Source organism: Shimia sp. R10_1 (assembly GCF_017744095.1).
GTDB lineage: Bacteria > Pseudomonadota > Alphaproteobacteria > Rhodobacterales > Rhodobacteraceae > Shimia.
Map to the genome: position 1 here is coordinate 223,893 of NZ_JAGHQX010000006.1, position 24,056 is coordinate 247,948.

21 protein-coding genes and 1 other RNA gene are annotated in these 24,056 nt (G+C 56.1%); 6 read left to right on the forward strand and 16 right to left on the reverse strand.

The features are described 5' to 3' along the window. Positions 1–4 precede the first annotated feature (4 nt). The 8 genes from J7413_RS13250 to ccoN form a co-directional block, all read right to left on the reverse strand. Complete coding sequence (locus J7413_RS13250) at positions 5–2,194, reverse strand: heavy metal translocating P-type ATPase (RefSeq protein ID WP_209098934.1); 2,190 nt, start codon at positions 2,192–2,194, stop codon at positions 5–7. Positions 2,195–2,198: 4 nt separating this feature from the next. Then, a complete protein-coding gene (locus J7413_RS13255) occupies positions 2,199–2,660 on the reverse strand; it encodes a FixH family protein (RefSeq protein ID WP_209098936.1) in 462 nt (153 codons plus the stop codon). Then, positions 2,660–4,084: a cytochrome c oxidase accessory protein CcoG gene (gene ccoG / locus J7413_RS13260; protein WP_209098938.1), complete on the reverse strand. Its 1,425-nt coding sequence runs from the start codon at positions 4,082–4,084 to the stop codon at positions 2,660–2,662. The genes J7413_RS13255 and ccoG overlap by 1 nt, the downstream gene beginning before the upstream one ends. A 109-nt stretch (positions 4,085–4,193) precedes the next feature. After that, a complete protein-coding gene (locus J7413_RS13265) occupies positions 4,194–5,189 on the reverse strand; it encodes an AraC family transcriptional regulator (protein WP_209098940.1) in 996 nt (331 codons plus the stop codon). A 335-nt stretch (positions 5,190–5,524) separates the two neighbouring features. Further along, a complete protein-coding gene (gene ccoP / locus J7413_RS13270) occupies positions 5,525–6,394 on the reverse strand; it encodes a cytochrome-c oxidase, cbb3-type subunit III (RefSeq protein WP_209098942.1) in 870 nt (289 codons plus the stop codon). Further along, complete coding sequence (locus J7413_RS13275; RefSeq protein ID WP_209098944.1) at positions 6,391–6,576, reverse strand: cbb3-type cytochrome c oxidase subunit 3; 186 nt, start codon at positions 6,574–6,576, stop codon at positions 6,391–6,393. The genes ccoP and J7413_RS13275 overlap by 4 nt, the downstream gene beginning before the upstream one ends. An 11-nt stretch (positions 6,577–6,587) precedes the next feature. Further along, positions 6,588–7,319 (reverse strand): cytochrome-c oxidase, cbb3-type subunit II, encoded by a 732-nt coding sequence (ccoO, locus tag J7413_RS13280; RefSeq protein WP_209098946.1) that lies wholly within the window; start codon positions 7,317–7,319, stop codon positions 6,588–6,590. Between the two features lie 15 nt (positions 7,320–7,334). Beyond that, positions 7,335–8,936 (reverse strand): cytochrome-c oxidase, cbb3-type subunit I, encoded by a 1,602-nt coding sequence (gene ccoN, locus J7413_RS13285; RefSeq protein WP_209098947.1) that lies wholly within the window; start codon positions 8,934–8,936, stop codon positions 7,335–7,337. 214 nt (positions 8,937–9,150) lie between these two features. Here ccoN and J7413_RS13290 point away from each other — a divergent pair, with 214 nt between their 5' ends. Continuing rightward, positions 9,151–9,990 carry a universal stress protein gene (locus J7413_RS13290; protein ID WP_209098948.1) on the forward strand — a complete coding sequence of 280 codons (840 nt, stop codon included), beginning with the start codon at positions 9,151–9,153 and terminating at the stop codon, positions 9,988–9,990. A gap of 70 nt (positions 9,991–10,060) precedes the next feature. Here J7413_RS13290 and J7413_RS13295 read toward each other — a convergent pair whose 3' ends face one another. Next, a complete protein-coding gene (locus tag J7413_RS13295; RefSeq protein ID WP_209098949.1) occupies positions 10,061–10,801 on the reverse strand; it encodes a transcriptional regulator FnrL in 741 nt (246 codons plus the stop codon). Between the two features lie 71 nt (positions 10,802–10,872). On the opposite strand from J7413_RS13295, the gene hemN reads away from it, so the two are divergent. After that, a complete protein-coding gene (gene hemN / locus J7413_RS13300; RefSeq protein ID WP_209098950.1) occupies positions 10,873–12,228 on the forward strand; it encodes an oxygen-independent coproporphyrinogen III oxidase in 1,356 nt (451 codons plus the stop codon). A 24-nt stretch (positions 12,229–12,252) separates the two neighbouring features. Here hemN and J7413_RS13305 read toward each other — a convergent pair whose 3' ends face one another. The 5 genes from J7413_RS13305 to ffs form a co-directional block, all read right to left on the reverse strand. After that, positions 12,253–13,833, reverse strand: coding sequence for an ABC transporter ATP-binding protein (locus J7413_RS13305; protein WP_209098951.1), 1,581 nt, complete (start codon positions 13,831–13,833; stop codon positions 12,253–12,255). Then, a complete protein-coding gene (locus J7413_RS13310) occupies positions 13,830–14,936 on the reverse strand; it encodes an ABC transporter permease (RefSeq protein WP_209098952.1) in 1,107 nt (368 codons plus the stop codon). Before J7413_RS13310 ends, J7413_RS13305 begins: the two co-directional genes overlap by 4 nt. Beyond that, on the reverse strand, positions 14,936–16,024 hold the full coding sequence (locus J7413_RS13315) for a microcin C ABC transporter permease YejB (RefSeq protein WP_209098953.1): 1,089 nt from the start codon (positions 16,022–16,024) through the stop codon (positions 14,936–14,938). Before J7413_RS13315 ends, J7413_RS13310 begins: the two co-directional genes overlap by 1 nt. 3 nt (positions 16,025–16,027) lie before the next feature. Continuing rightward, entirely contained in the window at positions 16,028–17,968 is a 1,941-nt protein-coding gene (locus J7413_RS13320) for an extracellular solute-binding protein (protein ID WP_209098955.1), read from the reverse strand. A gap of 257 nt (positions 17,969–18,225) precedes the next feature. Further along, positions 18,226–18,324: signal recognition particle sRNA small type (gene ffs / locus J7413_RS13325), an RNA gene on the reverse strand. Positions 18,325–18,451: 127 nt separating this feature from the next. Here ffs and nudC point away from each other — a divergent pair. Both nudC and J7413_RS13335 read left to right on the forward strand, forming a co-directional pair. Next, entirely contained in the window at positions 18,452–19,426 is a 975-nt protein-coding gene (gene nudC, locus J7413_RS13330; RefSeq protein ID WP_209098957.1) for an NAD(+) diphosphatase, read from the forward strand. 66 nt (positions 19,427–19,492) lie between these two features. Then, positions 19,493–19,960 carry an SRPBCC family protein gene (locus J7413_RS13335; RefSeq protein WP_209098959.1) on the forward strand — a complete coding sequence of 156 codons (468 nt, stop codon included), beginning with the start codon at positions 19,493–19,495 and terminating at the stop codon, positions 19,958–19,960. 68 nt (positions 19,961–20,028) lie between these two features. Here J7413_RS13335 and J7413_RS13340 read toward each other — a convergent pair whose 3' ends face one another. Further along, positions 20,029–20,865 (reverse strand): prephenate dehydratase, encoded by an 837-nt coding sequence (locus J7413_RS13340; protein WP_209099156.1) that lies wholly within the window; start codon positions 20,863–20,865, stop codon positions 20,029–20,031. Between the two features lie 142 nt (positions 20,866–21,007). Between J7413_RS13340 and J7413_RS13345 the strand changes: the two genes are divergently transcribed. Further along, complete coding sequence (locus tag J7413_RS13345) at positions 21,008–21,535, forward strand: cytochrome c family protein (protein WP_209098961.1); 528 nt, start codon at positions 21,008–21,010, stop codon at positions 21,533–21,535. A gap of 64 nt (positions 21,536–21,599) precedes the next feature. Here the strand turns inward: J7413_RS13345 and J7413_RS13350 are convergent, their stop codons facing one another. Then, positions 21,600–22,100 carry a dual specificity protein phosphatase family protein gene (locus J7413_RS13350; RefSeq protein WP_209098963.1) on the reverse strand — a complete coding sequence of 167 codons (501 nt, stop codon included), beginning with the start codon at positions 22,098–22,100 and terminating at the stop codon, positions 21,600–21,602. Between the two features lie 61 nt (positions 22,101–22,161). Here J7413_RS13350 and J7413_RS13355 point away from each other — a divergent pair, with 61 nt between their 5' ends. Next, positions 22,162–24,048 carry a DNA polymerase III subunit gamma/tau gene (locus J7413_RS13355; RefSeq protein WP_209098965.1) on the forward strand — a complete coding sequence of 629 codons (1,887 nt, stop codon included), beginning with the start codon at positions 22,162–22,164 and terminating at the stop codon, positions 24,046–24,048. Positions 24,049–24,056: the final 8 nt, after the last annotated feature.

Sequence of the window (24,056 nt, forward strand, 5' to 3'; positions counted from 1 at the left end):
TTTTCTACCTTAGGCGCAGAGCGTTGAGAGACACTGTAATCGAAGAAGAAGACATCGCCAATGCCGCGATCAGCGGTGTTGCCAGACCGACAACAGCCAGAGGCACCGCAATGATATTATAAAGCGTTGCAATCCGGAAGTTTTCACGAATGCGCCGAGTGGCGGCTTGTGCTGTTTCGATCGACGTTGAAATTGGCGACAGGTCGCTGCCCAGCAAGACGATATCTGATGCCACGCGCGCCGCATCCAGCGCTGAAGCAGGCGAGATAGAAACATGCGCGGCCGCCAACGCGGCCGTGTCATTCAGCCCGTCCCCGACCATCAAAACGGTCTTTCCTTCCTCCGCAAATGATTGGATCCGCTGTGCCTTTTCTTCCGGCAACGCGTCGGCAAGCCACTGGGAAATCCCCAGACGTTTTGCCAGCGCGGCAACGGCGCCAGAGGTATCCCCAGACAAAAGAACGATCTCTTTGCCCGAACGCTTCAGCGCCGCAACAGCCTCTGCCGCGCCCTCCCGCAACGCGTCTGCGAACAGAAATGCCTTCGCCTCCGCCTCACCAATGCGCAGGTGCGCCGCGGTCTGCTCTTGTGCGCTTGCACCGGTCCAGCTCGCACGCCCAAGCCGCACCAATTGTCCATCGTACCGACCTTGCGTGCCGTAGCCCGGCACCTCTTCGATGTCTGTCACGACAGCCGGAGACACACCGTGAGCACGCGCTGCTTTGCTCAATGCAACGCTCAATGGGTGGGCAGACCCCTGCGCCAATGCCAAAGCAACGGAGAGCTCCTCGGGCGCAAACGCCCCCAGATTGGTGACCTCTGGCGTTCCGGCGGTCAATGTGCCGGTCTTGTCAAACACCACCGTGTCCACCTGCGCGAGACGTTCGAGTGCGGTGCTGTGCTTGATCAACATGCCTTTGCGAAACAATCGACCGGAGGCAGCGGTGGTGACGGCAGGCACCGCAAGCCCAAGCGCGCACGGGCAAGTGATGATCAGCACAGCAGCAGCGATGTTGAGCGCAGTGCGCACATCAAATGTGTACAGATACCAGCCAAGAAAGCTCAGCGCAGACAGGATATGAACACCTGGGGCATATAGCTTCGCAGCCTTATCGGCCAGCGATGTGTAATTTGACCGGCCCGCTTCAGCCACGGCCACCAAATCCGCCATACGATGCAGACTTGTGTGCTCGCCTACAGCGCTCGCCCTGATCAGCAGGGGACCAGTCAGGTTCACTTCACCTGCGCTCACTATCAAACCGGGCTCTGCGAAAACAGGCACGGTTTCTCCGGTCAACAGAGAGCGATCCAGCTCAGAGCGGCCTTCGATGATCTCACCATCGACAGGCATACGCCCCCCTGGCCGCACCAAAATCAGATCACCAATACACAGCTCCTGCACCGCAACGGTTTCTTCCTGCCCGTCCTGCACACGAATGGCACGAGGCACTTCCAGCGCTGCAAGTTCCTCTGCCGCAGACCGCGCAACAGCACGGGTTCGGTGATCCAGGTAACGCCCAGCCAAAAGGAAAAACACCAGTGTCAGAGCTGCGTCAAAATAAGCGTGCTCCCCGGACAGGGATGTTTCCCAAAGGGACGTGACCACCGCCAAAAGGATCGCCAGCACAATTGGCACATCCATATTCAGACGCCGGTGCCTTAGCGCGCTCCAAGCGTGCACAAAAAACGGTTTTCCGGAAAACACAATTGTTGGCAGGGCAATGGCAGCAGAGATCCAGTGGAACAGGTCACGCGTCGCAGCCTCAGCCCCCGACCAGACAGAGACTGACAGCAGCATGACGTTCATCGACGCAAAGCCAGCCACCGCGAGTCGCATCAGCAGATCGCGCCCCGCCTTGTCGGTTTGTGTCGCGCTGAGTGTGCCCGCGTCCAGCTCATGAGCTTCATAGCCCACCCCCGCCAGCGCATCGATCAGTTGGTCTGGTGCAACCTCTACCTCAGCTTCCACCGAGGCCCGTTTGAGTGTCAGGTTCACACGCGCGGATGTGACACCAGGAACCTGCGCCAAGGCCGTTTCCACTGTCGCGATACAAGCTGCACAATGCACGGTCGGCACGGACAAAGCGATGCGTCCACGCTCCTCAGCGAGGGCAGCTTCGGCCAACGCCTCTGCCGCCGGGGCTGCATCGCAGGCCGGACATGCTGAAATTTGGGGGCGTGCCGCAGCGACCATCACATCAGCTCTTATCGACAATCAGCACAACACGCTGCTCAAATGCCGTTCCGTCCAACGCGGTGGCTTTCATACGAATATTCCAGTTTCCAGGTGCCAATTCCTCGCGGGCCACATACGCCTGGCCATCAAACTGAAAATTAGGCTCTCTGTCGTCCTTCACATGTGTCGCACGACCAAGCACGGCATGCAGGTTACTCACCTGCACTGGACGCCCGGTCTCATCGTTGACCGTCAGGATCAACAGCCCACCTGTCGCACGCGCCGAAACGGACCAGCCAAGCGCCTCTTGCGCGGTGCGCCGCACATCAAACTCCTGACTTGCGACATAGGAGTTTTTAACTTCCAGCCCCGGAAACGTTTTCACCGCGCTGAATGCAAGCACAAGATTTACGGCAATGATCACACCAAAGGCGCCAACGAAAATCATGGCGGCATGCCATCCGGTGAACTTCTTCTCAGCCATTACTGGCCCTTTCCGTTAAAGATCGTATCTTTGTATACACGATCGCCATTTCCTGTGTCTTCGAACCAGAAGCGGAACGGCGTGCTTTCACCGTCTGCTGGCAAAGATCCTTTCGGTGCAATCACATATACACGCTGGATGCGCATTTCATCCGCCTCGACTTGCACTGCTTCATACGGGGTGCCTTCCAACTGCACACGCAGCGATGGATCGCCCTTCAACGACACCCGGAACATGCGTGGCTCATGGTGTTTGTTGCGCATCCGCACCTCGTAGGTGTTGCGGATCGAACCATCAGAAAGGGTCACGTAGGTCGGATTGCGCACTGGAGCCACGGTGGCTTCGATGTCAGAGCGCAGAAACAGTGCCACAACAAGCGCGATCCCAACTGCGGACCACAAGGTTGTATACATGATCGTGCGCGGACGCAGGGCGTGTTTCCAAACAGGTTTGGGCGCTTCACCCGCGCGCTCCCGCCCTTCGTCAGAAAGCGCCAGATAGTCAATCAAACCACGCGGTTTGCCGATTTTGTCCATCATGTCATCGCAGGCATCAATGCACAGCGCACAGGTGATGCACTCCATCTGCTGGCCATCACGGATATCAATCCCGACCGGGCAAACATTCACGCAAGCCATGCAATTGATGCAATCACCAAGATCACTGTCTTCTGTGCGCTTGCCTTTGCCCCGAGGTTCACCGCGCCATTCGCGATAGCCCACCGTCAGCGTATCTTCATCCATCATCGCCGCTTGGATGCGCGGCCAGGGGCACGCGTAGATACAAATCTGTTCACGCGCAAAGCCCCCAAAAAAGAAGGTCGTCGCAGTGAGGATCGCGATCGTTGTGTAAGCAACAGGATGTGCATTGCCTGTCACCAGCTCAACAGCCAGTGTCGGGGCATCGGCAAAATAAAACACCCAAGCGCCGCCAGTCGCGACCGCAATCAACAGCCAGGACACCCACTTTGTAACACGCAGGCGGATCTTGCGTGCGTCAAGTTTTTCCTGCCGATGCAGCCGCAAGCGCGCGTTGCGATCGCCCTCGATCCAGCGCTCCACAAGAATGAAAAGGTCAGTCCAAACAGTCTGTGGGCAAGCATAGCCGCACCAAACCCGCCCAAGCGCAGAGGTGAACAAAAACAGGCCCAAGCCTGCCATGATCAAAAGACCAGCCACGAAATAGAATTCATGCGGCCAAATCTCGATCATGAAAAAGAAGAAACGCCGATTGGCGATGTCGACCAGAACGGCCTGATCGGGCAGGCTCGGGCCACGATCCCACCGGAGCAAAGGCGTCAGGTAGTAAATTCCAAGCGTAAACGCCATGATCCACCATTTAAGGTTGCGGAATTTACCATGGACACGTTTGGGGAAAATGGGTTCACGGCTGGCGTAAAGTGACGGTGCAGGACTGTTGCTCACGGAATCACACTCTGGCTATTGGAGGCTAAATCAGTCTTCTCCTATCATGGTGTTTCAGGTCATTGACCTGTGTCAAATGGCGCATCTGACAGGCATATTTATCAGGGACTTATGCCATTTCATGGCGCTTTTGCGCGGGCGTCGCGCCCGTCCAGGTATGAAAGGCGCGATAAAAGGAATTGGGATCACGATACGCCAAAAGATACGATATCTCTTCAACACTCATCGCCTTATCTCTCAGATAATGCAGGGAAAGATCTGATCGGGTTGTATCGAGAACCTGCTGAAACGTCATACCTTCTGCCTTTAAGTGGCGCTGCAGGCTGCGACGACTCGTCACGAGCTTTTCGCACACCGCATCCACCGTGGAACGCCCAGCGGGCAAAAGCTCCAGCAAGGCGTGACGCACACGTGCTGACATCGGGGTGATACGCCGCTGCTCCGCCAGTTGACGCGTCAACTCCTTCTCGTATCCAGCCCAAAGTTTCGGGCTCTCAGAGAGCAATGGTCGGTAGGCATCTTCTCGCGAAAACACCAACTTTGGTTTGCGGCTCAAGACAGCCTTGCGCCCAAAAAACCGATCAAAAAGCTCCTGATCCTGCACATACGCCGGGGTTCCAATCTCTATCGGCAAAATATCAACGCCGGTGAATGTGCGTGCCAGTTCAAGAAAATAGACCAACTCAAAGGCAGCCATACCGTCTGGCATCTTGAGACTCGGGTCGGCGATATCGATCTCCAACGTCACGCGTGTCGCGCTTTCTGACACCAACAGCCGAACGGGCGCAACAAGCGGTTTGAATATCGCCAGACGTTCAAGCCCGGTTGCAATATTTGGGCTGCAAGAAAAGGCAAATACAGCCGGAATCACCGGGCCACGGGCCATCTTGCGCGCCATCTCCAGCACCATTCTTGGTTCTGGCGCCTGTGCCAACATAGCCTCCCAAAGATCAAACACTTGTTTGGCTGTCAGTGCGCGACCTTCAGACTGAAACAAATCCACAGGCAGCCCGCACTTCTGCAACATTGCCTGAGTCGACACGCCGACGGAATCCAAAAACTCTGGAACAGACCTTTGTATCTGATAGCGGGTTTGTTTGTGCATCACAGCCTCCTGAATACACAGCAATCTATGCACAGGCTGTACAAACGCCAAGCGTTTGGCGCGATCTGCAAGTGAATTGTCAGGAGTATGGGGGGCCAATCATTCCAGGAAACGCGCGAACAGGACGGAAAGACTGGCCCCCAATGCCCCACCCCCAGTGAATTGGGTAAGGCAGGCTGCGCAGAATGCCTTGCGCGGCCTATGACTAAAAATAACTGGAGCACCGACGCAAAACTTTGATCTTGGTCAAATTTCATCAGAAACTTTCCAGAAAAAGCGAAGCCGCCCCGAATAATCGGGACGGCCCAAAAGCATTCTACAGAGTGGGAAAGGCGTTATTCACCACCGCCCAATTGGTGCACATAGCTGGATACAGCCCGGATTTGCGCCTCGCTCAAACGATCCCGATAAGACCAGGATGGCATCACGCCGTACCGGCTATATGTGACCGTTTCTTTGATCGACGCGTAATCACCGCCATAGAGCCAAAGTGCATCGACAAGATTGGGAGCACCTTGTTCGCGATCTCCGGTGCCGTTCTCCATGTGACAAGCGGAACAGTTGTCTTCATAGACCACCGCGCCTGCATCAACCAAAGACGCATCAACCGGATCACCCGACAGGGACATCACATAATTCACAACCTGCTCGATCTCTTCTTTCTCAAGAAGTTCACCGAAGGCAGGCATCTCAGAGTAACGCGCATCGTCGTCCTCTTCGTTGCGAATGCCGTGTTTGACGGTGAGATAGATGTTCTCGATGTCACCGCCCCAAAGCCAGTCGTTGTCCAAAAGGTTGGGATATCCAACGCCCCCAGCGGCACCAGAGCCATGGCACTGCGCGCAGAAGGTTTTGAACACCGCAGCCCCAGCAGAAGTGGCATAGCTGTTGAGCTCTTCATCCGCCGCAATCTGGGTCAGCTCTGCAGCTTCCAGTTTGGCGTTGATCGGTGCCAGCCTCTCTTCGGCGATCTGGATTTCTTCAACCACATCCGCACGCGAAGACCACCCGACCAAGCCCGCTGTGGCGCTGCTGACGCCGGGCCAAGCTGGATAGGCGATGGTGTAGCCTACGCCCCAGATGATTGTGGCATAGAACACCCACAACCACCAACGCGGCATCGGGTTGTCGAATTCCTCGATCCCATCCCAAGAGTGACCGGTGGTGTTCGGATCCCCCTCAAACTTTTTCGATTTGTTGGTCATGACCGCGCCTCCTTGTCCGTGGCGGGTTTATCTGCGTGACGAAACGGGATGTTGGCGTTGTCGCGATACTCTTTGCTGGCGCCGGGACGGAACACCCAAAAGATGATCCCAACGAAGAAAAGGAACAGCATCAACAACATCCAGCTGTCGGCGAACTCTCTAAGGAAAGAATAGGTTTCCATCTTTTCCCTCCTTAGCGAGACGCATCAGGCGTGAAGGCCGAGAAATCAACCAAAGTGCCCAACATCTGCAGATAAGCAATCAGAGCATCCGCTTCAGAGACACCTGGCTGGCCATCAAAGTTGCGTACATTCACACCCTCCTCGCCGTAGCGTTCGAGAAGGCCGTCATAGTCGCTGTCTGGGTCTGCCTGCGCGAGGAAGTCAGACTGCGCGTTTTCGATCATCTCTGCGGTGTAAGGCACGCCCACAACAGCATTGGCTGCCATGATATCGCCCATGTACTCGCCTTCGATCATACGGTTCTCAAGGAAGCCGTATTTCGGCATCACCGACTCCGGCACCACGGCCTGGGGGTCACGCAGGTGATCCACGTGCCAATCGTCAGAGTAGCGACCGCCCACACGTGCCAGATCAGGACCGGTACGCTTAGAGCCCCACTGGAACGGGTGGTCGTACTTGGACTCCGCTGCCAGCGAGTAGTGACCATAACGCTCAACCTCGTCGCGCATCGGACGGATCATCTGGCTGTGGCAGACGTAGCATCCTTCGCGGATATAGATTTCACGTCCAGCCATTTCCAGCGGGGTGTAGGGGCGCACGCCCTCTACATCCTCAATGGTGTTTTCCAGCCAAAACAGCGGTGCGATTTGCACGATGCCACCAATGGTTACGACCAAGAAGCTGCAAATAAGCAAGAGGGTCGCGTTGGTCTCGAGGATCTTATGTTTGTCGAGAATTGCCATAGCTGCCGGCCCTCCTTATTCAGCCGGGACTGCGACGGACAGGCTGGCTTCTTTGGCCGGCGCTTTCCGAACAGTCATCCACAGGTTGTAGCACATGATGAGCGCACCAGCGAGGAACATGACCCCACCGAGACCGCGTACCACATACATCGGGAACTTCGCGGCCACCGTGTCGGCAAAGGAGTTCACGAGGAAACCGTTTGCGTCCACTTCGCGCCACATCAGGCCTTCCATGATGCCGGTCACCCACATGGACGCCGCATAGAGAACGATGCCGATGGTGGCGAGCCAGAAGTGCCAGCTCACGAGGCTGAGGGAGTACAGACGATCACGTTTCCACAGTGCAGGCACCAGGTAATAGAGCGCACCAAATGTGATCATGCCGTTCCAACCCAGCGCACCAGAGTGCACGTGACCAATGGTCCAGTCGGTGTAGTGGCTCAGCGAGTTCACAGCGCGGATCGACATCATCGGGCCTTCGAAAGTGGACATGCCGTAGAAGCCAACCGAGATCACCATCATACGGATCACCGGATCTGTACGCAGTTTGTCCCACGCGCCAGACAGCGTCATCAGGCCGTTGATCATGCCACCCCAGCTTGGCATCCAGAGGATGATTGAAAACACCATACCAAGGGTAGAAGCCCAATCCGGCAGCGCGGTGTAGTGCAAGTGGTGAGGACCAGCCCAGATATACAGGAAGATCAGCGCCCAGAAGTGAATGATCGACAGCTTGTAGGAGAAAACCGGACGCTCAGCTTGCTTTGGAATGAAGTAGTACATCATGCCAAGGAAACCCGCGGTCAGGAAGAAGCCCACAGCGTTGTGGCCATACCACCACTGTACCATGGCGTCCTGTACACCCGCCCAGACGATCACGGACTTGGAACCGAAGATGGAGACAGGGATGGTCAGGTTGTTGATCACGTGCAACATCGCCACGGTGACGATAAACGCAAGGAAGAACCAGTTTGCCACATAGATGTGAGGCTCTTTGCGTTTGATGATGGTGCCCAGGTAAACCGCCAGATAGCAGACCCAAACAACAGTCAGCCACAAATCGACATACCACTCAGGTTCAGCGTATTCCTTGGACTGCGTGCCACCCAGAACGTAACCGGTCGCGGCCAGAACGATGAACAGCTGATATCCCCAGAACACAAACCATGCCAGGTTGCCGCCCCAAAGGCGCGCGGCGCTGGTACGCTGCACAACGTAGAAAGACGTCGCCAGCAAGGCGTTACCACCAAAAGCGAAAATAACCGCCGAGGTGTGCAAAGGACGCAAGCGGCCAAAGTTCAGATAGCCTTGCGCCCAATCAAAGTTCAGAACCGGGAAGGCCAATTGAAAGGCGATGAAAACGCCTGCCAAAAAACCAACCACGCCCCAGAATGCTGTTGCGATGACCCCGTAACGGATCACGTCATCCATGTATTCATCTTGCGCGATAACCGTCTTTGTGCCGGTACCGCGCAAAACCCAAATAAAAAGCCCAAAGGACACACCCGTTATGATGAGGGCGTGTACCATATAAGCCAGATCACGCGCGTAGTTGGCCGCAATCATCGCAAAAAAAGTGATGAGGCCAAGCGCGATCAGCTTGAAGTAATTTACCATTTCGCGTCCCTTCGTCTTGCTGGGCCTGAGTCTCCAAGGCCTTAGCGGATTTAGACAAACCATCTTTTGCGTGCGCAGCCCTTTGACCGCCTTGATCTGCATCAAGGAAAGTAACCGGTCGTGTGAGACTAATCCTATCAGGGTCCGCAAAACTCCTCGCGTGGGCCGTTTCTTCAAACCCCAAGGGGGTTGTTCACACAGCAGGTGCCTCACTATGGACTTCAAAACTCTCCTATGCGTCATGACCGACGCTGATGTTTCCGTTCCGTCCCTCTCTCAGGCCATGGCGCTCGCCGAGGCCCATGATGCCCATTTGGACGTCTTGGCACTTGGCGTTGACCGGTCGCAAACAGGTTATTTTTATGGCGGAGCCGACGCCCTGCTCATGCAAGAAATGCTTAAGCGCGCGCATGACGAAGCCGAAGAGATTCGCAAAACCGCCGAAGCGAAACTCAGCAACAGCGGGCTGCGTTGGGCCTGTGACATTGGTGTCGCTCAAATTGCAGATCTGGGCCGCCACGTTGCCAGCCGCGCCCGCTTCTCCGATCTGGTGATCTTGCCCAAACCTTATGGAAAAAACTGCGGGACCGAACTTGAACCTACCATTGAGGCCGCTTTGTTCGAAGGTCAGGCCCCCGTGCTGATGGTTCCAGAATCAGTGGCGCCCATGACAACCCCCAAGACAGTTTGTCTGGCCTGGAACGAAAGCGCAGAAGCACTGGTAGCCGCACGCGCCGCGCTGCCGTTCCTCAAGATGGCCGAAACCGTCCATGTGATTGTCGTCGATCCGCCCTCACACGGCCCCAACCGATCCGATCCGGGCGGACTGTTGTCGCAGTACTTGGCACGACACGGTGTCAATGTGCAGGTTGATGTGCTGTCCAAAACACAGCCGCGTGTCTCTGATGTTCTCCTGCGCCATGCCACCGACACAGATGCAGATCTGATGGTGATGGGGGCATATGGCCATTCCAGATTCCGCGAAGCCATTCTCGGCGGCGCCACACGCAACATGTTGGAACACGCCCCGTTGCCTGTATTCCTAGCCCATTGAAAGAGCCGCAATCGCGCATAAAAAAGGGCGCCCCAGTGGCGCCCGTTTCACGTTCTTTCACAAAGGCCGGTCAGGCCATCATGCCACCATCACAGTCGTCGCCCGCCTCATCCAACAGCCGTTGAAAATCTGGCACTGTTACGTGGCGCTTGCCTTCTAGAACAATCACGCCATCCTTTTTCAGCGCCGAAATCTGGCGACTGACAGTTTCAAGCGTAAGCCCCAAATAGTCCGCCATGGCCTCACGTGTCAGAGGCAGATCAAAAACCATTTCCTGATCCTGACCCGCAAGATTAAGCGCCGCATCCCGGCGGCCCAGAATAGACAACAGGCTTGCAATCTTCTCCCGTGCCGTCTTGCGCCCAAGCACGAGCATCCATTCCCGCGCGGCATCCAGCTCATCCAATGTCATTTCAAGCAGACGTTGCGCGATGTGTGGGGTCTCCACCATCATTGTTTCAAACGGTTTGCGACGGAAACAACACATCACAACATCGGTCGTGGCCACCACATCATAGGTGGCCGCATCACGCCCAGGTCGACCAACAAAGTCACTGGGCAGCAGCAAACCCACCATTTGGGTGCGTCCGTCTTCCATTGTCTGGGTCAGTGAGGCAATCCCTGAGACTATCGAACCGACAAACTCCATGCGATCGCCCGACCAAATGATCGTCTGGCCCGCTTCAAAGCTCCGATAATACTTGATGGATTCCAGGCGGTCGAGCTCATCCGCGTCACAACGCGCGCACACTGCTCTGTGCTGAATTGGGCAGCTCTCACAACCACCAACAAACTTTGTAAGATCAGTCATTACTTCTGCCATACCTAGAATTGATCTGGGTCAAGGATACTGTACCACGATTCGAGCTATCCCCTACGCCCATGGAAACGGAAAAACAATTGGCGAAGCTAGGGTTATTTGACGCGAAAGTGCCGCGTTACACAAGTTATCCCACCGCCCCGCATTTTGAAAACAATGTAACTCCAGATACTTATAAGGAGTGGATCCAAGCCATTCCTGCGGGATCTGAAGTCTCGCTATACGTGCATGTGCCATTTTGCCGCCGCCTCTGCTGGTTCTGCGCCTGCCGCACGCAAGGCACCTCCACGCTTTCGCCGGTTGCGTCATATGTGGAAACACTAAAGCAAGAATTGTTGATTCTCAAATCTATCTTACCTGACGGCGTCAGCCTGTCACGTTTGCATTGGGGAGGCGGCACACCAACATTGCTCGCACCGGGCATGATGGAAGAGCTTGCGGGCGCAATTTTTGATGTGGCGCCAATGGCAGAAAATGGTGAGTTTTCTGTGGAAATTGACCCCAATGAAATCGATCACGCCCGCCTAGAAGTCCTTGCAAAAGCTGGCATGAACCGAGCCTCCATTGGCGTGCAAGACTTTGACGATGACATCCAGCAAACCATTGGCCGCATTCAAGGCTATGACATCACCCGCGAAGCGGTGGAGATGATCCGCAGTTTCGGGGTTCAAAGCGTGAATGCCGACATCCTGTTTGGGCTGCCACATCAAACCCAAGCGCGCATCACCGAAAGCGTACAGAAGTTGCTGTCGCTATCACCTGACCGCGTCGCGCTTTATGGCTATGCGCATGTGCCTTGGATGGCCAAGCGCCAACAGATGATCCCGTCTGACGCCCTGCCCACACCGCAAGAGCGACTTGCATTGTTTGAAACGGCGCGCCAACTTTTCCTTTGGGACAATTACGACGAAATCGGCATCGATCACTTTGCCACCAAAAGTGATGGGCTCTCTGTCGCACAACGCGACGGCACGCTGCGCCGCAATTTTCAGGGTTACACCGATGACACCGCAGATGTGCTTCTGGCGGTCGGCGCATCCTCCATCGCACGCTTCCCTCAAGGGTATGCACAGAATGCGCCAGCAACTTCAGCCTATACCGCGGGCGTACGCGAAGGTCGCTTCACCACGTCACGTGGCCACAAGTTTACAGGCGATGATCTCCTGCGCGGGCGCTTGATCGAAGCACTGATGTGCGACTTCCGCATTGATGCACAAGAAATTGTCGATCAGTTTGGTATCACACGCGCCAAGCTCAACGAAATGTTCTCAACTGTCATGGCACAGTTTCCCGACATGCTTGCGCTTGAAAGCAACGCGTTGGTGATTCCGCCGCATGCACGGCCATTGACGCGTATGATTGCGCGCGCATTCGATGCCTATGACATGAGCAAAGCCCAACACAGCGCCGCGATTTGATCGCGGCGACTGCCGGTTTTTGGATCAGCCCTGTGCTGCCACCAGAAGTTCGCGGGTATAGTCGGTCTGAGGATTTTCAAACAGTGCCTCGGCCGTGCCCTGCTCCACCACATCCCCCGCGCGCATCACCATAATTTTGTGGCTCATGGCACGCACCACATGCAGGTCGTGGCTAATGAACAGATAGGCGAGACCGTATTTTTCCTGCAGGTTGCGCAACAATTCAACAATCTGAACCTGCACGGTCATGTCCAATGCAGATGTCGGCTCGTCCAACACCACCAGCTTGGGGCGCAGGATCATCGCGCGCGCAATCGCGATCCGCTGGCGCTGACCACCCGAAAACTCATGCGGATACCGATCCATAGTCTCTGGGTTTAGCCCGACTTCTTCCATGACCTCTGCCACAAGCGTGCGCGTGTCGCGCCCATCGGGATTACCATGAACACCCAGCCCTTCAGCAATGATCTGTTCACAGGTCATCCGGGGGCTCAGGCTGCCAAACGGATCCTGAAACACAATCTGCATGTCCTTGCGCAGCGCACGCAGCTGGCGTGTGTTCCACTTGCGCACATCCTGACCGACAAAGCCGATTTTGCCTTCGCTCGAGATCAGACGCATCATCGCCAGTGCCAAGGTGGTCTTGCCAGAACCACTTTCCCCCACGATGCCAAGCGTCTCCCCCGCGCGCACCGTCAGGCTTGCATCATTCACCGCTTTCACATGCCCAACTGTACGTTTGAGCAGGCCCTTTTGGATCGGGAACCAAACGCGCAGGTTTTGCGCGTCACTCACAACGTCCGCGCTCTCAGGCACCGGTGCAGGCCGTCCACTGGCCTGCGCGCTCAACAAGAGCTGCGTATAGGGATGCTGTGGGTTTTCGAAAATGTCTGCAACCGGCCCTGCCTCGACGATCTCTCCGTCTTTCATCACGCAAACTTTGTCTGCGATCCGCCGAACCACCGCCAGATCATGGGTGATGAACAATAGCCCCATGCCTTCGGATTTCTTGAGCTCCGCCAGAAGCTCCAAAATCTGCGCCTGAATGGTCACATCCAGCGCAGTTGTTGGCTCATCCGCAATCAGAATGTCCGGCTTGTTCGCGAGCGCCATGGCGATCATCACCCGCTGCCGCTGCCCACCGGAAAGCTCGTGCGGATAGGCGGTCAGGCGCTGCTCTGCGTCACGCAACCCAACCTTGTTGAGCAAGTCCAGAATGCGCCCACGTGCCTCATCGCCAACCACGCCCTGATGCAGGGCCAAGCTTTCTCCCAACTGCTTCTCAAGCGTATGCAGCGGGTTCAGGCTCGTCATAGGCTCCTGAAAGATGAAACTGATATCATTGCCGCGCACCTGCCGCAGCAAATCGTCTGGCGCGCCGACCATCTCTTTACCGTCATAGTGAACAGAACCCTGCACCTCGGCACTGCCCGGCAAAAGCGATACAGTGGACAAAGCGGTCACCGATTTGCCAGAGCCTGACTCCCCCACCAGCGCAACAGTTTCTCCGCGATCCACGCTGAAAGACACACCTTTGACAGCCTGATGCAGTTTCCCGTCTTGGCGAAACCCCACACGCAGATCTTTGACGTCCAGAATGCTCATGAAAAGGTCTTTCTAGGATCAAACGCATCGCGCACGCCTTCAAAGATGAAGACCAAAAGCGAGAGCATAATGGCAAAAGTGAAGAAAGCGGTGAAGCCGAGCCACGGCGCCTGCAGGTTCTGCTTTGCCTGCAATGTCAACTCGCCCAGACTTGGTGCAGAGGATGGCAAGCCAAAGCCAAGGAAATCAAGCCCGGCAAGCGTGCTGATCGTACCGGTCACAATAAACGGAAGCATGGTCACCGTCGCCACCATCGCATTGGGCAGCATATGGCGGAACATGATCACCCGGTTGCTCACGCCCAGCGCTTTGGCCGCGCGGACATACTCAAGGTTCCGCGCCCGCAAAAATTCGGCGCGCACAACGCCCACAAGTGCTGTCCAACTGAACAGCACCGTCAGCAGCACCAACAGCCAGAAACTGCGCCCCACAATCGCAAACATAATGATGATGATATAAAGGCTGGGCGTCGCGCCCCATATCTCGATCACCCGCTGGAAGATCAGATCGAGCCAACCGCCAAAATAACCCTGCACGGCGCCTGCGAAAACGCCAATCAGGCTCGCTGCCGCCGTCACAACCAAAGTAAAGAATATCGACAGTCGGAACCCATACAGGACACGCGCCAGAACATCGCGTTTGCGGTCATCTGTGCCCAGCCAGTTCTGCCCATCCGGTGGCAGTGGCGCCGCACCAGATCGATCCACTGGCGTGTCATAGCTGTAAGGAATGAGCGGCCATAGCGCCCAGCCTTGATCCAAGCCATCGGCACTGTAGGTACCGGCATCCAGCTCTTCGATAATGTCTTCGGGCACATCAAAACAGTCTTCAACACCACCCGTAGCGATCAAACACGACACCACCGGATCTTTGTAGTCCGCCTCGGTTTTGAAATCGCCGCCAAAGGTGGTCTCAGGATAGAACTTGAACACGGGCGTAAAATACTCACCACGATAGTTCACGAGGATCGGCTTGTCGTTGGCGATCAGCTCCGCAAAGAGCGACACACCAAAGGCCACGCAAAAGATGATGAGCGACCAGAAAGCACGGCGATTGCGCTTGAAATTGTTCCAGCGACGCTGGTTCAGGGGGGACAGAGCCATCAGCCTTCCCTCTTCTCAAAGTCGATGCGTGGATCAACCAGCACATACATCAAATCCGACAGGATCCCGACCACCAGACCGATCAGGCCAAACACAAACAAGGTGCCAAAGATCACCGGATAATCCCGCGCCACCGCGGCCTCAAACCCAAGCCGGCCCAGCCCATCCAGTGAGAAGATGGTTTCGATCAGGACCGAGCCGCCAAAGAAAACGCCAATAAACACAGCCGGGAACCCTGCAATCACAATCAGCATGGCGTTGCGGAACACATGGCCATAAAGCACGCGCCCCTCGCTCAACCCCTTGGCCCGCGCGGTCATCACATAGTGTTTCTTGATCTCATCCAGAAAGCTGTTTTTGGTCAGCAATGTGAGTGTTGCAAACGCTGAAATCGTGGAAGCGACCACAGGCAGCGTGATGTGCCACATATAATCCAGGATTTTGCCCATCATTGTGAGGTCTTGGAAATTGTCCGAGGTCAGTCCACGCAACGGGAAGATCTTCCAGTAGGAGCCGCCGGCAAAGAGCACCAGCAACATGATTGCAAACAGAAATCCCGGGATCGCATAGGCCACGATGATCGCCCCTGAGGTCCAAGTATCAAACGGCGAGCCATCTTTGACAGCTTTTCGTATGCCAAGCGGGATAGACACCAGATAGGCTATCAACGTCGACCAAAGCCCAAGCGTGATCGACACCGGCATTTTCTCAAGCACCAGATCAATCACAGTAATTTTGCGGAAGTAGCTCTCGCCAAAATCAAGGGTCAGGTAGTTGCCCATCATATTGAGAAACCGCTCCAGCGGTGGCTTGTCAAAGCCGAACTCTTTCTCAAGCTCCTCGATGAACTCCTTCGGCAAGCCGCGCGCGCCCAGATATTCGCTGTCAGAGCCGAAAGTTTCCTCCCCTCCGACGTCTTCGTTGCCTCCCGCAAAGCCGGAGAACACATCCCCTTCGCCCTGCATGCGGGCGATCACCTGCTCAACCGGTCCCCCGGGAACAAATTGCACAAGCGTGAAATTGATGATCATGATCCCAAGCAACGTCGGGATGATGAGCAGAAGTCTGCGGAGAATATAGGCGCCCAAAGCTTACTTCCTCAGCGCGCCCGAGGCGATCAAAGCCTCGTGCTTTTCTTTGTTGTACCACCAGAAATCAAGCACTCCAACAGCGTAAGGCGGCAGCTCTTCTGGATGTTCAAACATGTCGAAATAAGACACCCAAGTCTCTGGCACATAACCCGCGTGCGCAATCACGCGCTCATACCGCAAGGCACGATCCAATGCCGTTAGCGCAACAACCTCATCTTCACGCGACGTTGTCTCTAGCGCCGCATCGATGAGAGCGTCCACCATCGGACTGCGCAGTGCTGAAGGGTTGTAAGAAGAGACCTCGGCGGTTTCGGACCCAAACAGCTGCTTCAAGCCAGCGCCCGCAGCAGAGAATGTCAGAATGCGCGTATAAATCAGGTCGTAGTCTTTATCGAGGAACCGCTGCTGTCCCTGCGCGCTGTCCACCTTATCCGCTTTGACTTTAACGCCCCAGTTGGCCAGCGTCTTCACATAGGCTTCAATCGTCGCAAGGCGGGTCTCATCCCAACTCGACAGCACCAGAAAATCAAGCGACATCTGCGCACCGCTGGCATCAACCATCTGACCGTTGTCATTGACGGTCCAACCGGCTTTTTCAAACAGTTTTAAGGCTGCACGTTTGTTGCGTCGGTCGATGGGGTTAGAGGCTTTGGACGTGTGCGGCATCACCACACTTTCCGTCAGCATCTCCGCCGGCACCACATCCCCCAAGGATTTCAGAAGGGCAAGCTCTGCGCCCTCTGGCACACCTTTGGCTTCCCATTCCTGCCCTTCAGCAAAGGAATTGCGTTGCGTGGTCAGGTCATATTGCAGAGATTCCCGCGTCCATTCGTAGTTGAATGCCAGTGACAGTGCATGCCGCACATCGCGGTTGTCCAGCGGCGCACGCAGTGTGTTGAAAATCACACCGCTGTTGTTGGGCGCGGTGCCACTTGGCAAAGCCACTTTCTTTACAGTGCCATTTTCAATGCCCGGAAAGTCATATCCGGTCGCCCAGCGCTTGGTCGATCCCTCTGTGCGGAAAGTGTACTCACCCGCCTTAAAGGCCTCAAACTCTGCGGTCGCATCTGCAAAATACTCAATCCGCACACGATCGAAGTTGAAACGACCGATGTTCGCCGGGTGATCCCATCCCCAATAGTTCGGGTTCTTTTCATAGACCACATAGCGGTTAAACTCATACTCGCCGACCTGATAAGGCCCGGATGCCATCGGAGACAGCACCGAAGGTTCATCCAGCCGCTCACCTGTTTCCTGATACCACGCCTCCGAAAAAATCGGCGTGAAGCCAACTTGGCTGATCAGCGAGCGGCGGGAGATACCATCCGCGAAAGTGTATTTGATGGTGTGATCATCGATGACCTCAACGCCAGTGATACGCTCCTTCACGGAACGCGCGTAGGACCGAATGCCTTGCTCCAGAAAAAGATTGTGCGTGAAGGCCGCATCCTGAGCTCTAAGTGGGGATCCATCCCGAAAAACCACATCATCACGCATGTGGAAAACGCACCAGGTTTTGCTTTTGGGGTACTCAACTTCTTTTGCAATCAGGCAATAGCTTTCCGTGATCGAGTCCGCCGGGGCGCCGCCACCCCATGGCATTTCTGCAAACATCGCCTCAGCCACCACGCCGGATGCGGTTTCCGGGTTCCCACGCCATGCAAAGCGATTGAACCCGTCAAAAGTTCCGCGCGAACTGAGCGTGATCTGCCCACCTTTGGGGGCGTTTGGGTTCACGTAGTCAAAATGTGGGTAGTCCGCAGGATACTTGAGATCCCCAAAGAACGAATAGCCGTGGGATCGGATGACTTCATCGTCACTGGCAAAAGCCATTCCGCTTCCGAGTCCTGCCCCAATCGACAGCGCACTCCCTCCCATAAGGCGCAGTGCACCTCGGCGGTCAAACATGGGTCCAGCGATTCTGATGGTCTTTTCGGTCATTTGGCCTCTCCTGCACCCACATGTTCACTGTGATTACGTGTTAGTTAAGCTAAAGGTTTCAGCCGACCAACTTCAAGTTCTCAATCTCTCAATATGGCGTGAATGTTTCGCAGCAGCGCAATCTAGCTGATCGCCCCCCGTAAAAACGCGCCACATAAAAAATAATCCAAAAACAAAGCCATAAGCCCGCTCTTGACACATCAAAGCACGCTTGCGACCCAAAATACTGGGTATTCAGAGAATTTCACGGAAGATCAAGGTGAGAGGCTGGACAACGACCCAAGCGGGGCTCGTTACGGCTGCTTCCTTCCGGATCTGACCGGGTTGGCGAGGCGCTTACCCGCGCCAACCTCTCGAGCAGGGATATAAGCTGGCTTTGCAGCAGATGCAAGCACCCGCGGCGCGCAATACCAGAGCACTCTGCCTTTCGATTGCAGCTGCCGCGCGATCATGTCACTCATCATCCGCAAGAGGGAGCCAGGCATGAGACACGCAGAAACCGTTACATTTGGAGGCTCAAGCCTCAACCGCGCGGCAGAGTTGCGCGGCTCAAAGGCAAATGAGTTGGCAAAGAGCGAAACCAGCCGCACAATGATTTTGTGGCGCGGTAAGGTTCTGCTCTCCGGTCAAAACACCGATCAGCTTGTGCAAGTCCCCATGGACCATCCGATCCTTGCTGAGGCCCATAATCCCCCTGTTCCCCCCATTTTTCTGGGCCTGTCAGAAGACGGCACCGCCCTGTTTGCACACGATATTTCTGCATGGGAACCCGAAGCGCAGGATCTGACGACGCTCAATCAGTTCTTTGATCCTTCGGTGCAACATCACCCGATTTTGGCAAAGGATCATCTATTTGTAGAACTGCGTGCCGCAATGGTCCGTCTCTCGCCACGGGACGCAGAGCTTTCTGCCACCGCCCGCGCCATCTATGGCTGGCATAAATCGCATAGATTCTGCGCCGCCTGCGGCTCAGAAAGCCGCATGAAAATGTCAGGTTGGCAGCGTGATTGCCCCACATGTAACACGTCACATTTCCCCAGAACCGACCCGGTGGTGATCATGCTCATCACTCATGGAAACAATGTGCTGATGGGGCGCTCTCCTGGCTGGCCGGAAGGCATGTACTCGCTTTTGGCAGGGTTTGTAGAACCCGGAGAAACACTGGAAGCCGCTGTGCGGCGCGAAGTGGTAGAAGAGGCCGGCATCAAAGTTGGCGCGGTGTCTTACCTTGCCAGCCAGCCTTGGCCGTTCCCCTCATCATTGATGTTTGGATGCAAAGGCACCGCACTGAGTGAGAACATCACCGTCGATCCCAACGAACTCGAAAATGCACTATGGGTCAGTCGAGAGGAAATGCTGGATGTTTTTGCCGGAACGCATCCATTCATCAAGCCGGCTCGAAAAGGCGCAATTGCTCATTTTCTTTTGAGAAATTGGCTTGCAGACAGGCTGGATTGACGCAAAAATCGCACACAGAGAGCAGACTAATCCCATTCCCCACATCACATTCCCCAAAGAGGCCCAATGGAACTGACCGGAAGAGAAGACATCGACGTGCCAATTGAGCAGGCCTTTATCATGCTAAGCGACGTCGAGGTCTATGAACGGTCTGCATTGCGGCGCGGCGCGGAGGTCACAAGGCTGGACAGCCTCCCCCAAGCGGGTGTTGGGGCAATTTGGGAAATTGCGTTTCTGTTGCGTGGCAAACCCCGCACCGTCAATCTCGAAATGACCCGTCTTGATGCACCCAATGAGATCGCAATGCGTGCAAAAATCCAAGGTCTTGAGACAGATATCAAATTTGAATTGGTCGCGCTTTCACGTACGAAGACCCGCGTTCAGTTCTGGAGCGGCATGAAAGCAAAAACGCTGTCATCGAGGCTTCTGTTGCAATCTCTCAAACTCGCCCGCAACAACATCAACAAACGCATACGGTCGCGACTGACTGGAATGCGTGCGGATCTCGAGGAACGTTACCGCCAAAGCACATAAACGTTGGCCTTGTTTCAGACACCAAAGGCGCCTTTCGACGCCTTTGCTTTGTCAAAACTCTCGCGGGCCTAGGACACACGATCGCGATCTGCCGGGTAGACACCGATGATCGAAACGTTGGTCGTAAAATAGCGCAGCTCATCCATTGCCAGAATAACCGCCGGATCTTCCGGATGCCCCTCAATATCGGCATAAAACTGGGTCGCGGTGAAGCTGCCACCAACCATGTAGCTTTCGAGCTTGGTCATGTTGATACCGTTGGTCGCAAACCCACCCATCGCCTTATAAAGCGCCGCAGGAATGTTGCGCACTTCAAAGACAAATGTGGTCATCATCTTGCGGTCTTCACGACGGGCATAATCAGGTTCGCGCGCCATGATCAGAAAGCGTGTGGTGTTGTGGCCGTGATCTTCCACGTCTGTAGCCAGCACATTCAAACCATAAATTTCTGCCGCAAGTTCAGACGCCAACACCCCTTCGTTGGCGCGTTTGTGCGCCACCAGATCCTGCGCAGCGCCTGCACTATCAGCTGCAGAAATCGCTTTGATTCCATGTGCTTTCAAAAATTCAGCAGATTGCGGCAAAAGCACCATATGCGCACGCACAGTATCAATCTCGTCCAGCGCGACGCCCGGCAGGCCCATCAAGCTGATCCGCACGCGCACAAAGGCCTCATCGACAATATGCAAGCCACTTTCAGGCAGCAGTCGATGAATATCGGCAACGCGGCCATAGGTGGTGTTCTCAATTGGCAGCATCGCAAGATCCGCCGCGCCCGACTTCACCGCATCGATGACATCTTCAAACGAACGACAGGGCATCGCCTCCATGTCCGGACGCGCGTTCTGGCAAGCTTCGTGCGAATATGCGCCGAGCTCGCCCTGAAATGCGATGCGATTGGTCATCTTGGTCATCCCTGCTCCCTTGCCCCACGATTTGAGCGCCATTTTGCGCAGATAGGGGCGTTTGGTCGCGGTAAGTACACCTTGCGTTATCATAGGGGAAGCGCTTAGAAATTCGGAAAACGCCACGAAATGGAAACGTAGCATGTTTGACACGATGACGATCACCAAAGTTGTTGGCGCTCTCTGCGGCGCCCTGCTGATATTCATGCTGGGCGGCTGGGCCGCTGAAGCGCTTTACCACACCGGCCCCAAAGGGCACGGCGGGGACCATGCAAAGCAAGCCTATGTGATTGAAGTTGAAGGTGCGGAAAGCGGCGCGGCCGAAGCTGAAGAAGGCCCAACCTTTGCAGAATTGCTCGCAAGTGCGGACGTCGACAAAGGCGCAAAAGTCTTCAGCAAGTGTAAGGCATGCCACAAACTCGAAGATGGTGCCAATGGCACTGGCCCTCACCTGTTTGGCGTTGTGAACCGTACAGTCGATTCGGTTGATGGCTTCAGCTACTCAGGCGCACTTGAGCAAGTTGCAGACGTTTGGTCCCCAGAAAATCTGGACGGGTTCCTCACCAACCCCAAAAGCTACGCGCCCGGTACGAAAATGGCCTTCTCTGGCCTCAAGAAGCCAAAGGATCGCGCAAACCTGATCGCGTATCTTGAGACAATCGGCCAGTAACGCTGATACCACAATCGCAAAACAAAAGACCGCAGCCCCGCTGCGGTCTTTTTGTTTGGTTGCCTCAAACTGTCTGTATCAGTCCACCGGTTGCCCACGACATCTGCGCATCTGTTTCCACCGCGCAACGCCGGATCGCGCGCAATCGCGCCAATGCGCCCTCTGGCGCTTCCCCCACGGCCATCATCAACTTCAGCACCATCATCCCCGAGCGCCCGCATCCGCCGCGGCAATGCACCAACACGCGCTCGCCAGCTTTCAAAGCCTGCAGGAGTTGCGCCTCTATCACGGCCCAACGCTCAGTTTGCGCTGCGTTGGGGATATCGAAATCAGCGATTGGAACATGTATCCAATGAATGCCCAACCGTGTCAGCCCGTCGCCCAAAGACTGCATGCCCAGCGCCATCATTTCGCTTTCTTCCGTGAGGCTCACCACATGCTGAGCACCCCAGTTTGAAATCGCCTCCAGCGCCTCTGCAAGCGGCCTTGCCGCGCCCGGAGCGGGAGACAGCGCCAATTGCCCATCAGAAACCGCGCATGGGTAGATCTTAAATTCTTGCGTCATTCTCCCCTCCAAAGCTCACACGCGCGGCTGCTGTCATTTGCAGAGCGCGTCCGCAGCAACTATGCCCACTATATCCGGTGGACGCGACAGGCCCTGCCGCTTAACCTGCGTCAGACCACCGCCACTGACCACCCGAATCTTTTGGCCCGAATTCCTCGAGCCGCAACCTCACAGGACGACCATGACCGACACTCCCGACACCGGCTATCAGGTTCTCGCGCGCAAATATCGCCCCGAAACCTTCGCGGATCTTGTCGGGCAGGATGCCATGGTGCGCACGCTCAAAAACGCCTTTGAAGCAGACCGAATCGCGCAAGCCTTTGTCATGACAGGGATTCGCGGGACGGGTAAAACCACCACAGCGCGAATCATCGCAAAGGGTATGAACTGCATCGGTCCAGATGGCGAAGGCGGCCCAACGACGGAGCCCTGTGGAGCCTGCGAGCACTGCAAAGCGATTATGGAAGGCCGCCACGTCGACGTGATGGAGATGGACGCCGCTTCCCGGACCGGCGTGAACGACATTCGCGAAATCATCGACTCGGTGCATTACCGCGCGGCTTCCGCCCGCTACAAAATCTACATCATCGACGAGGTGCACATGCTCTCCACCAGCGCGTTCAACGCGCTGCTCAAAACGCTGGAGGAGCCGCCCGCCCACGTCAAATTCATCTTCGCCACCACCGAGATTCGCAAAGTGCCGGTCACTGTTCTGTCCCGCTGCCAGCGGTTTGATTTACGCCGGATCGAACCAGAAGACATGATTGGCATGCTCACCCGCATCGCCACATCAGAAGGCGCGGAAATCGCCGAAGATGCGCTCGCGCTGATCACACGTGCCGCCGAAGGCTCGGCCCGTGACGCCACTTCCCTGCTCGATCAGGCCATTTCTCATGGGGCTGGCGAAACCACTGCAGATCAGGTCCGAGCCATGTTGGGTCTCGCCGATCGCGGACGCGTCCTTGATCTGTTTGATATGATCCTGCGCGGCGATGCTGGAAATGCGCTCAACGAGCTGTCGGCGCAATATGCCGATGGGGCCGACCCAATGGCCATTCTGCGCGATCTCGCGGAGATCACCCACTGGGTCTCTGTGGTGAAAATCACGCCAGAAGCTGCCGAAGACCCCACCGTCAGCCCCGATGAGCGCGCCCGTGGCTTGACCATGGCCAACGAGCTGCCCATGCGCGTGCTCACACGCATGTGGCAAATGTTGCTCAAAGCGCTTGAAGAGGTGGCCGCAGCCCCCAACGCCATGATGGCGGCGGAAATGGCCATCATCCGCTTGACCCACGTGGCCGATTTGCCCAGCCCGGAAGAGCTGCTGCGCAAGCTGCAAGACACGCCCCCACCTCCCGGCCCACCCGGTGGTGGCAATGGCATGAGACAACCCGCTGGCGGCCACACGATGGCGCAGGGCGCCCCCATGAGCCACGCGCCGCAGGGTGGCGGCGTCTCCGCTCGTGCTGGAGCAGGCCAAGTCGTTGCACTGGCCAGCCAAGATGTGGCCGCTCTGGCCAAATATCCGACTTTTGAACATGTGATCGAGCTGATCCGCCAGCAGCGTGATGTGAAGCTGCTTGTCGAGGTTGAGGGCGGCGTGCGGCTGGCCAACTATTCGCCGGGCCGGATTGAATTTGAGCCCGCCCCGAAAGCACCCAACGATCTCGCGCAACGTCTCGGCAGCCGCCTGCAACGCTGGACCGGCAGCCGCTGGGCGGTCACGCTGGTCAACACGGGTGGTGCGCCAACGGTTGCCGAAATCCGCGATGCCGCCGCCAATCAGATGCGCGCAGAGGCCGAAGCTCATCCGCTTGTCATGGCCCTGATGGACGCGTTCCCAAAGGCGAAAATCACAGACATCAAATCCCGTCGAGACCTCGCCAATGAAGCGCTTGCCGAGGCGCTCCCTGAGGTCGAAGACGAATGGGACCCGTTTGAGGAGTGAGCACCGTT

What these genes read in the sequence shown, in the direction of transcription:
- J7413_RS13250 (WP_209098934.1), bottom strand. Translation starts at nt 2,194, where the DNA reads ATGGTCGCTGCGGCACGCCCCCAAATTTCAGCATGTCCGGCCTGCGAT.
- J7413_RS13255 (WP_209098936.1), bottom strand. Translation starts at nt 2,660, where the DNA reads ATGGCTGAGAAGAAGTTCACCGGATGGCATGCCGCCATGATTTTCGTT.
- J7413_RS13265 (WP_209098940.1), bottom strand. Translation starts at nt 5,189, where the DNA reads ATGCACAAACAAACCCGCTATCAGATACAAAGGTCTGTTCCAGAGTTT.
- ccoP (WP_209098942.1), bottom strand. Translation starts at nt 6,394, where the DNA reads ATGACCAACAAATCGAAAAAGTTTGAGGGGGATCCGAACACCACCGGT.
- J7413_RS13275 (WP_209098944.1), bottom strand. Translation starts at nt 6,576, where the DNA reads ATGGAAACCTATTCTTTCCTTAGAGAGTTCGCCGACAGCTGGATGTTG.
- ccoO (WP_209098946.1), bottom strand. Translation starts at nt 7,319, where the DNA reads ATGGCAATTCTCGACAAACATAAGATCCTCGAGACCAACGCGACCCTC.
- ccoN (WP_209098947.1), bottom strand. Translation starts at nt 8,936, where the DNA reads ATGGTAAATTACTTCAAGCTGATCGCGCTTGGCCTCATCACTTTTTTT.
- J7413_RS13290 (WP_209098948.1), top strand. Translation starts at nt 9,151, where the DNA reads ATGGACTTCAAAACTCTCCTATGCGTCATGACCGACGCTGATGTTTCC.
- J7413_RS13295 (WP_209098949.1), bottom strand. Translation starts at nt 10,801, where the DNA reads ATGACTGATCTTACAAAGTTTGTTGGTGGTTGTGAGAGCTGCCCAATT.
- hemN (WP_209098950.1), top strand. Translation starts at nt 10,873, where the DNA reads ATGGAAACGGAAAAACAATTGGCGAAGCTAGGGTTATTTGACGCGAAA.
- J7413_RS13305 (WP_209098951.1), bottom strand. Translation starts at nt 13,833, where the DNA reads ATGAGCATTCTGGACGTCAAAGATCTGCGTGTGGGGTTTCGCCAAGAC.
- J7413_RS13310 (WP_209098952.1), bottom strand. Translation starts at nt 14,936, where the DNA reads ATGGCTCTGTCCCCCCTGAACCAGCGTCGCTGGAACAATTTCAAGCGC.
- J7413_RS13320 (WP_209098955.1), bottom strand. Translation starts at nt 17,968, where the DNA reads ATGACCGAAAAGACCATCAGAATCGCTGGACCCATGTTTGACCGCCGA.
- nudC (WP_209098957.1), top strand. Translation starts at nt 18,452, where the DNA reads ATGAGACACGCAGAAACCGTTACATTTGGAGGCTCAAGCCTCAACCGC.
- J7413_RS13335 (WP_209098959.1), top strand. Translation starts at nt 19,493, where the DNA reads ATGGAACTGACCGGAAGAGAAGACATCGACGTGCCAATTGAGCAGGCC.
- J7413_RS13340 (WP_209099156.1), bottom strand. Translation starts at nt 20,865, where the DNA reads ATGACCAATCGCATCGCATTTCAGGGCGAGCTCGGCGCATATTCGCAC.
- J7413_RS13345 (WP_209098961.1), top strand. Translation starts at nt 21,008, where the DNA reads ATGTTTGACACGATGACGATCACCAAAGTTGTTGGCGCTCTCTGCGGC.
- J7413_RS13350 (WP_209098963.1), bottom strand. Translation starts at nt 22,100, where the DNA reads ATGACGCAAGAATTTAAGATCTACCCATGCGCGGTTTCTGATGGGCAA.
- J7413_RS13355 (WP_209098965.1), top strand. Translation starts at nt 22,162, where the DNA reads ATGCCCACTATATCCGGTGGACGCGACAGGCCCTGCCGCTTAACCTGC.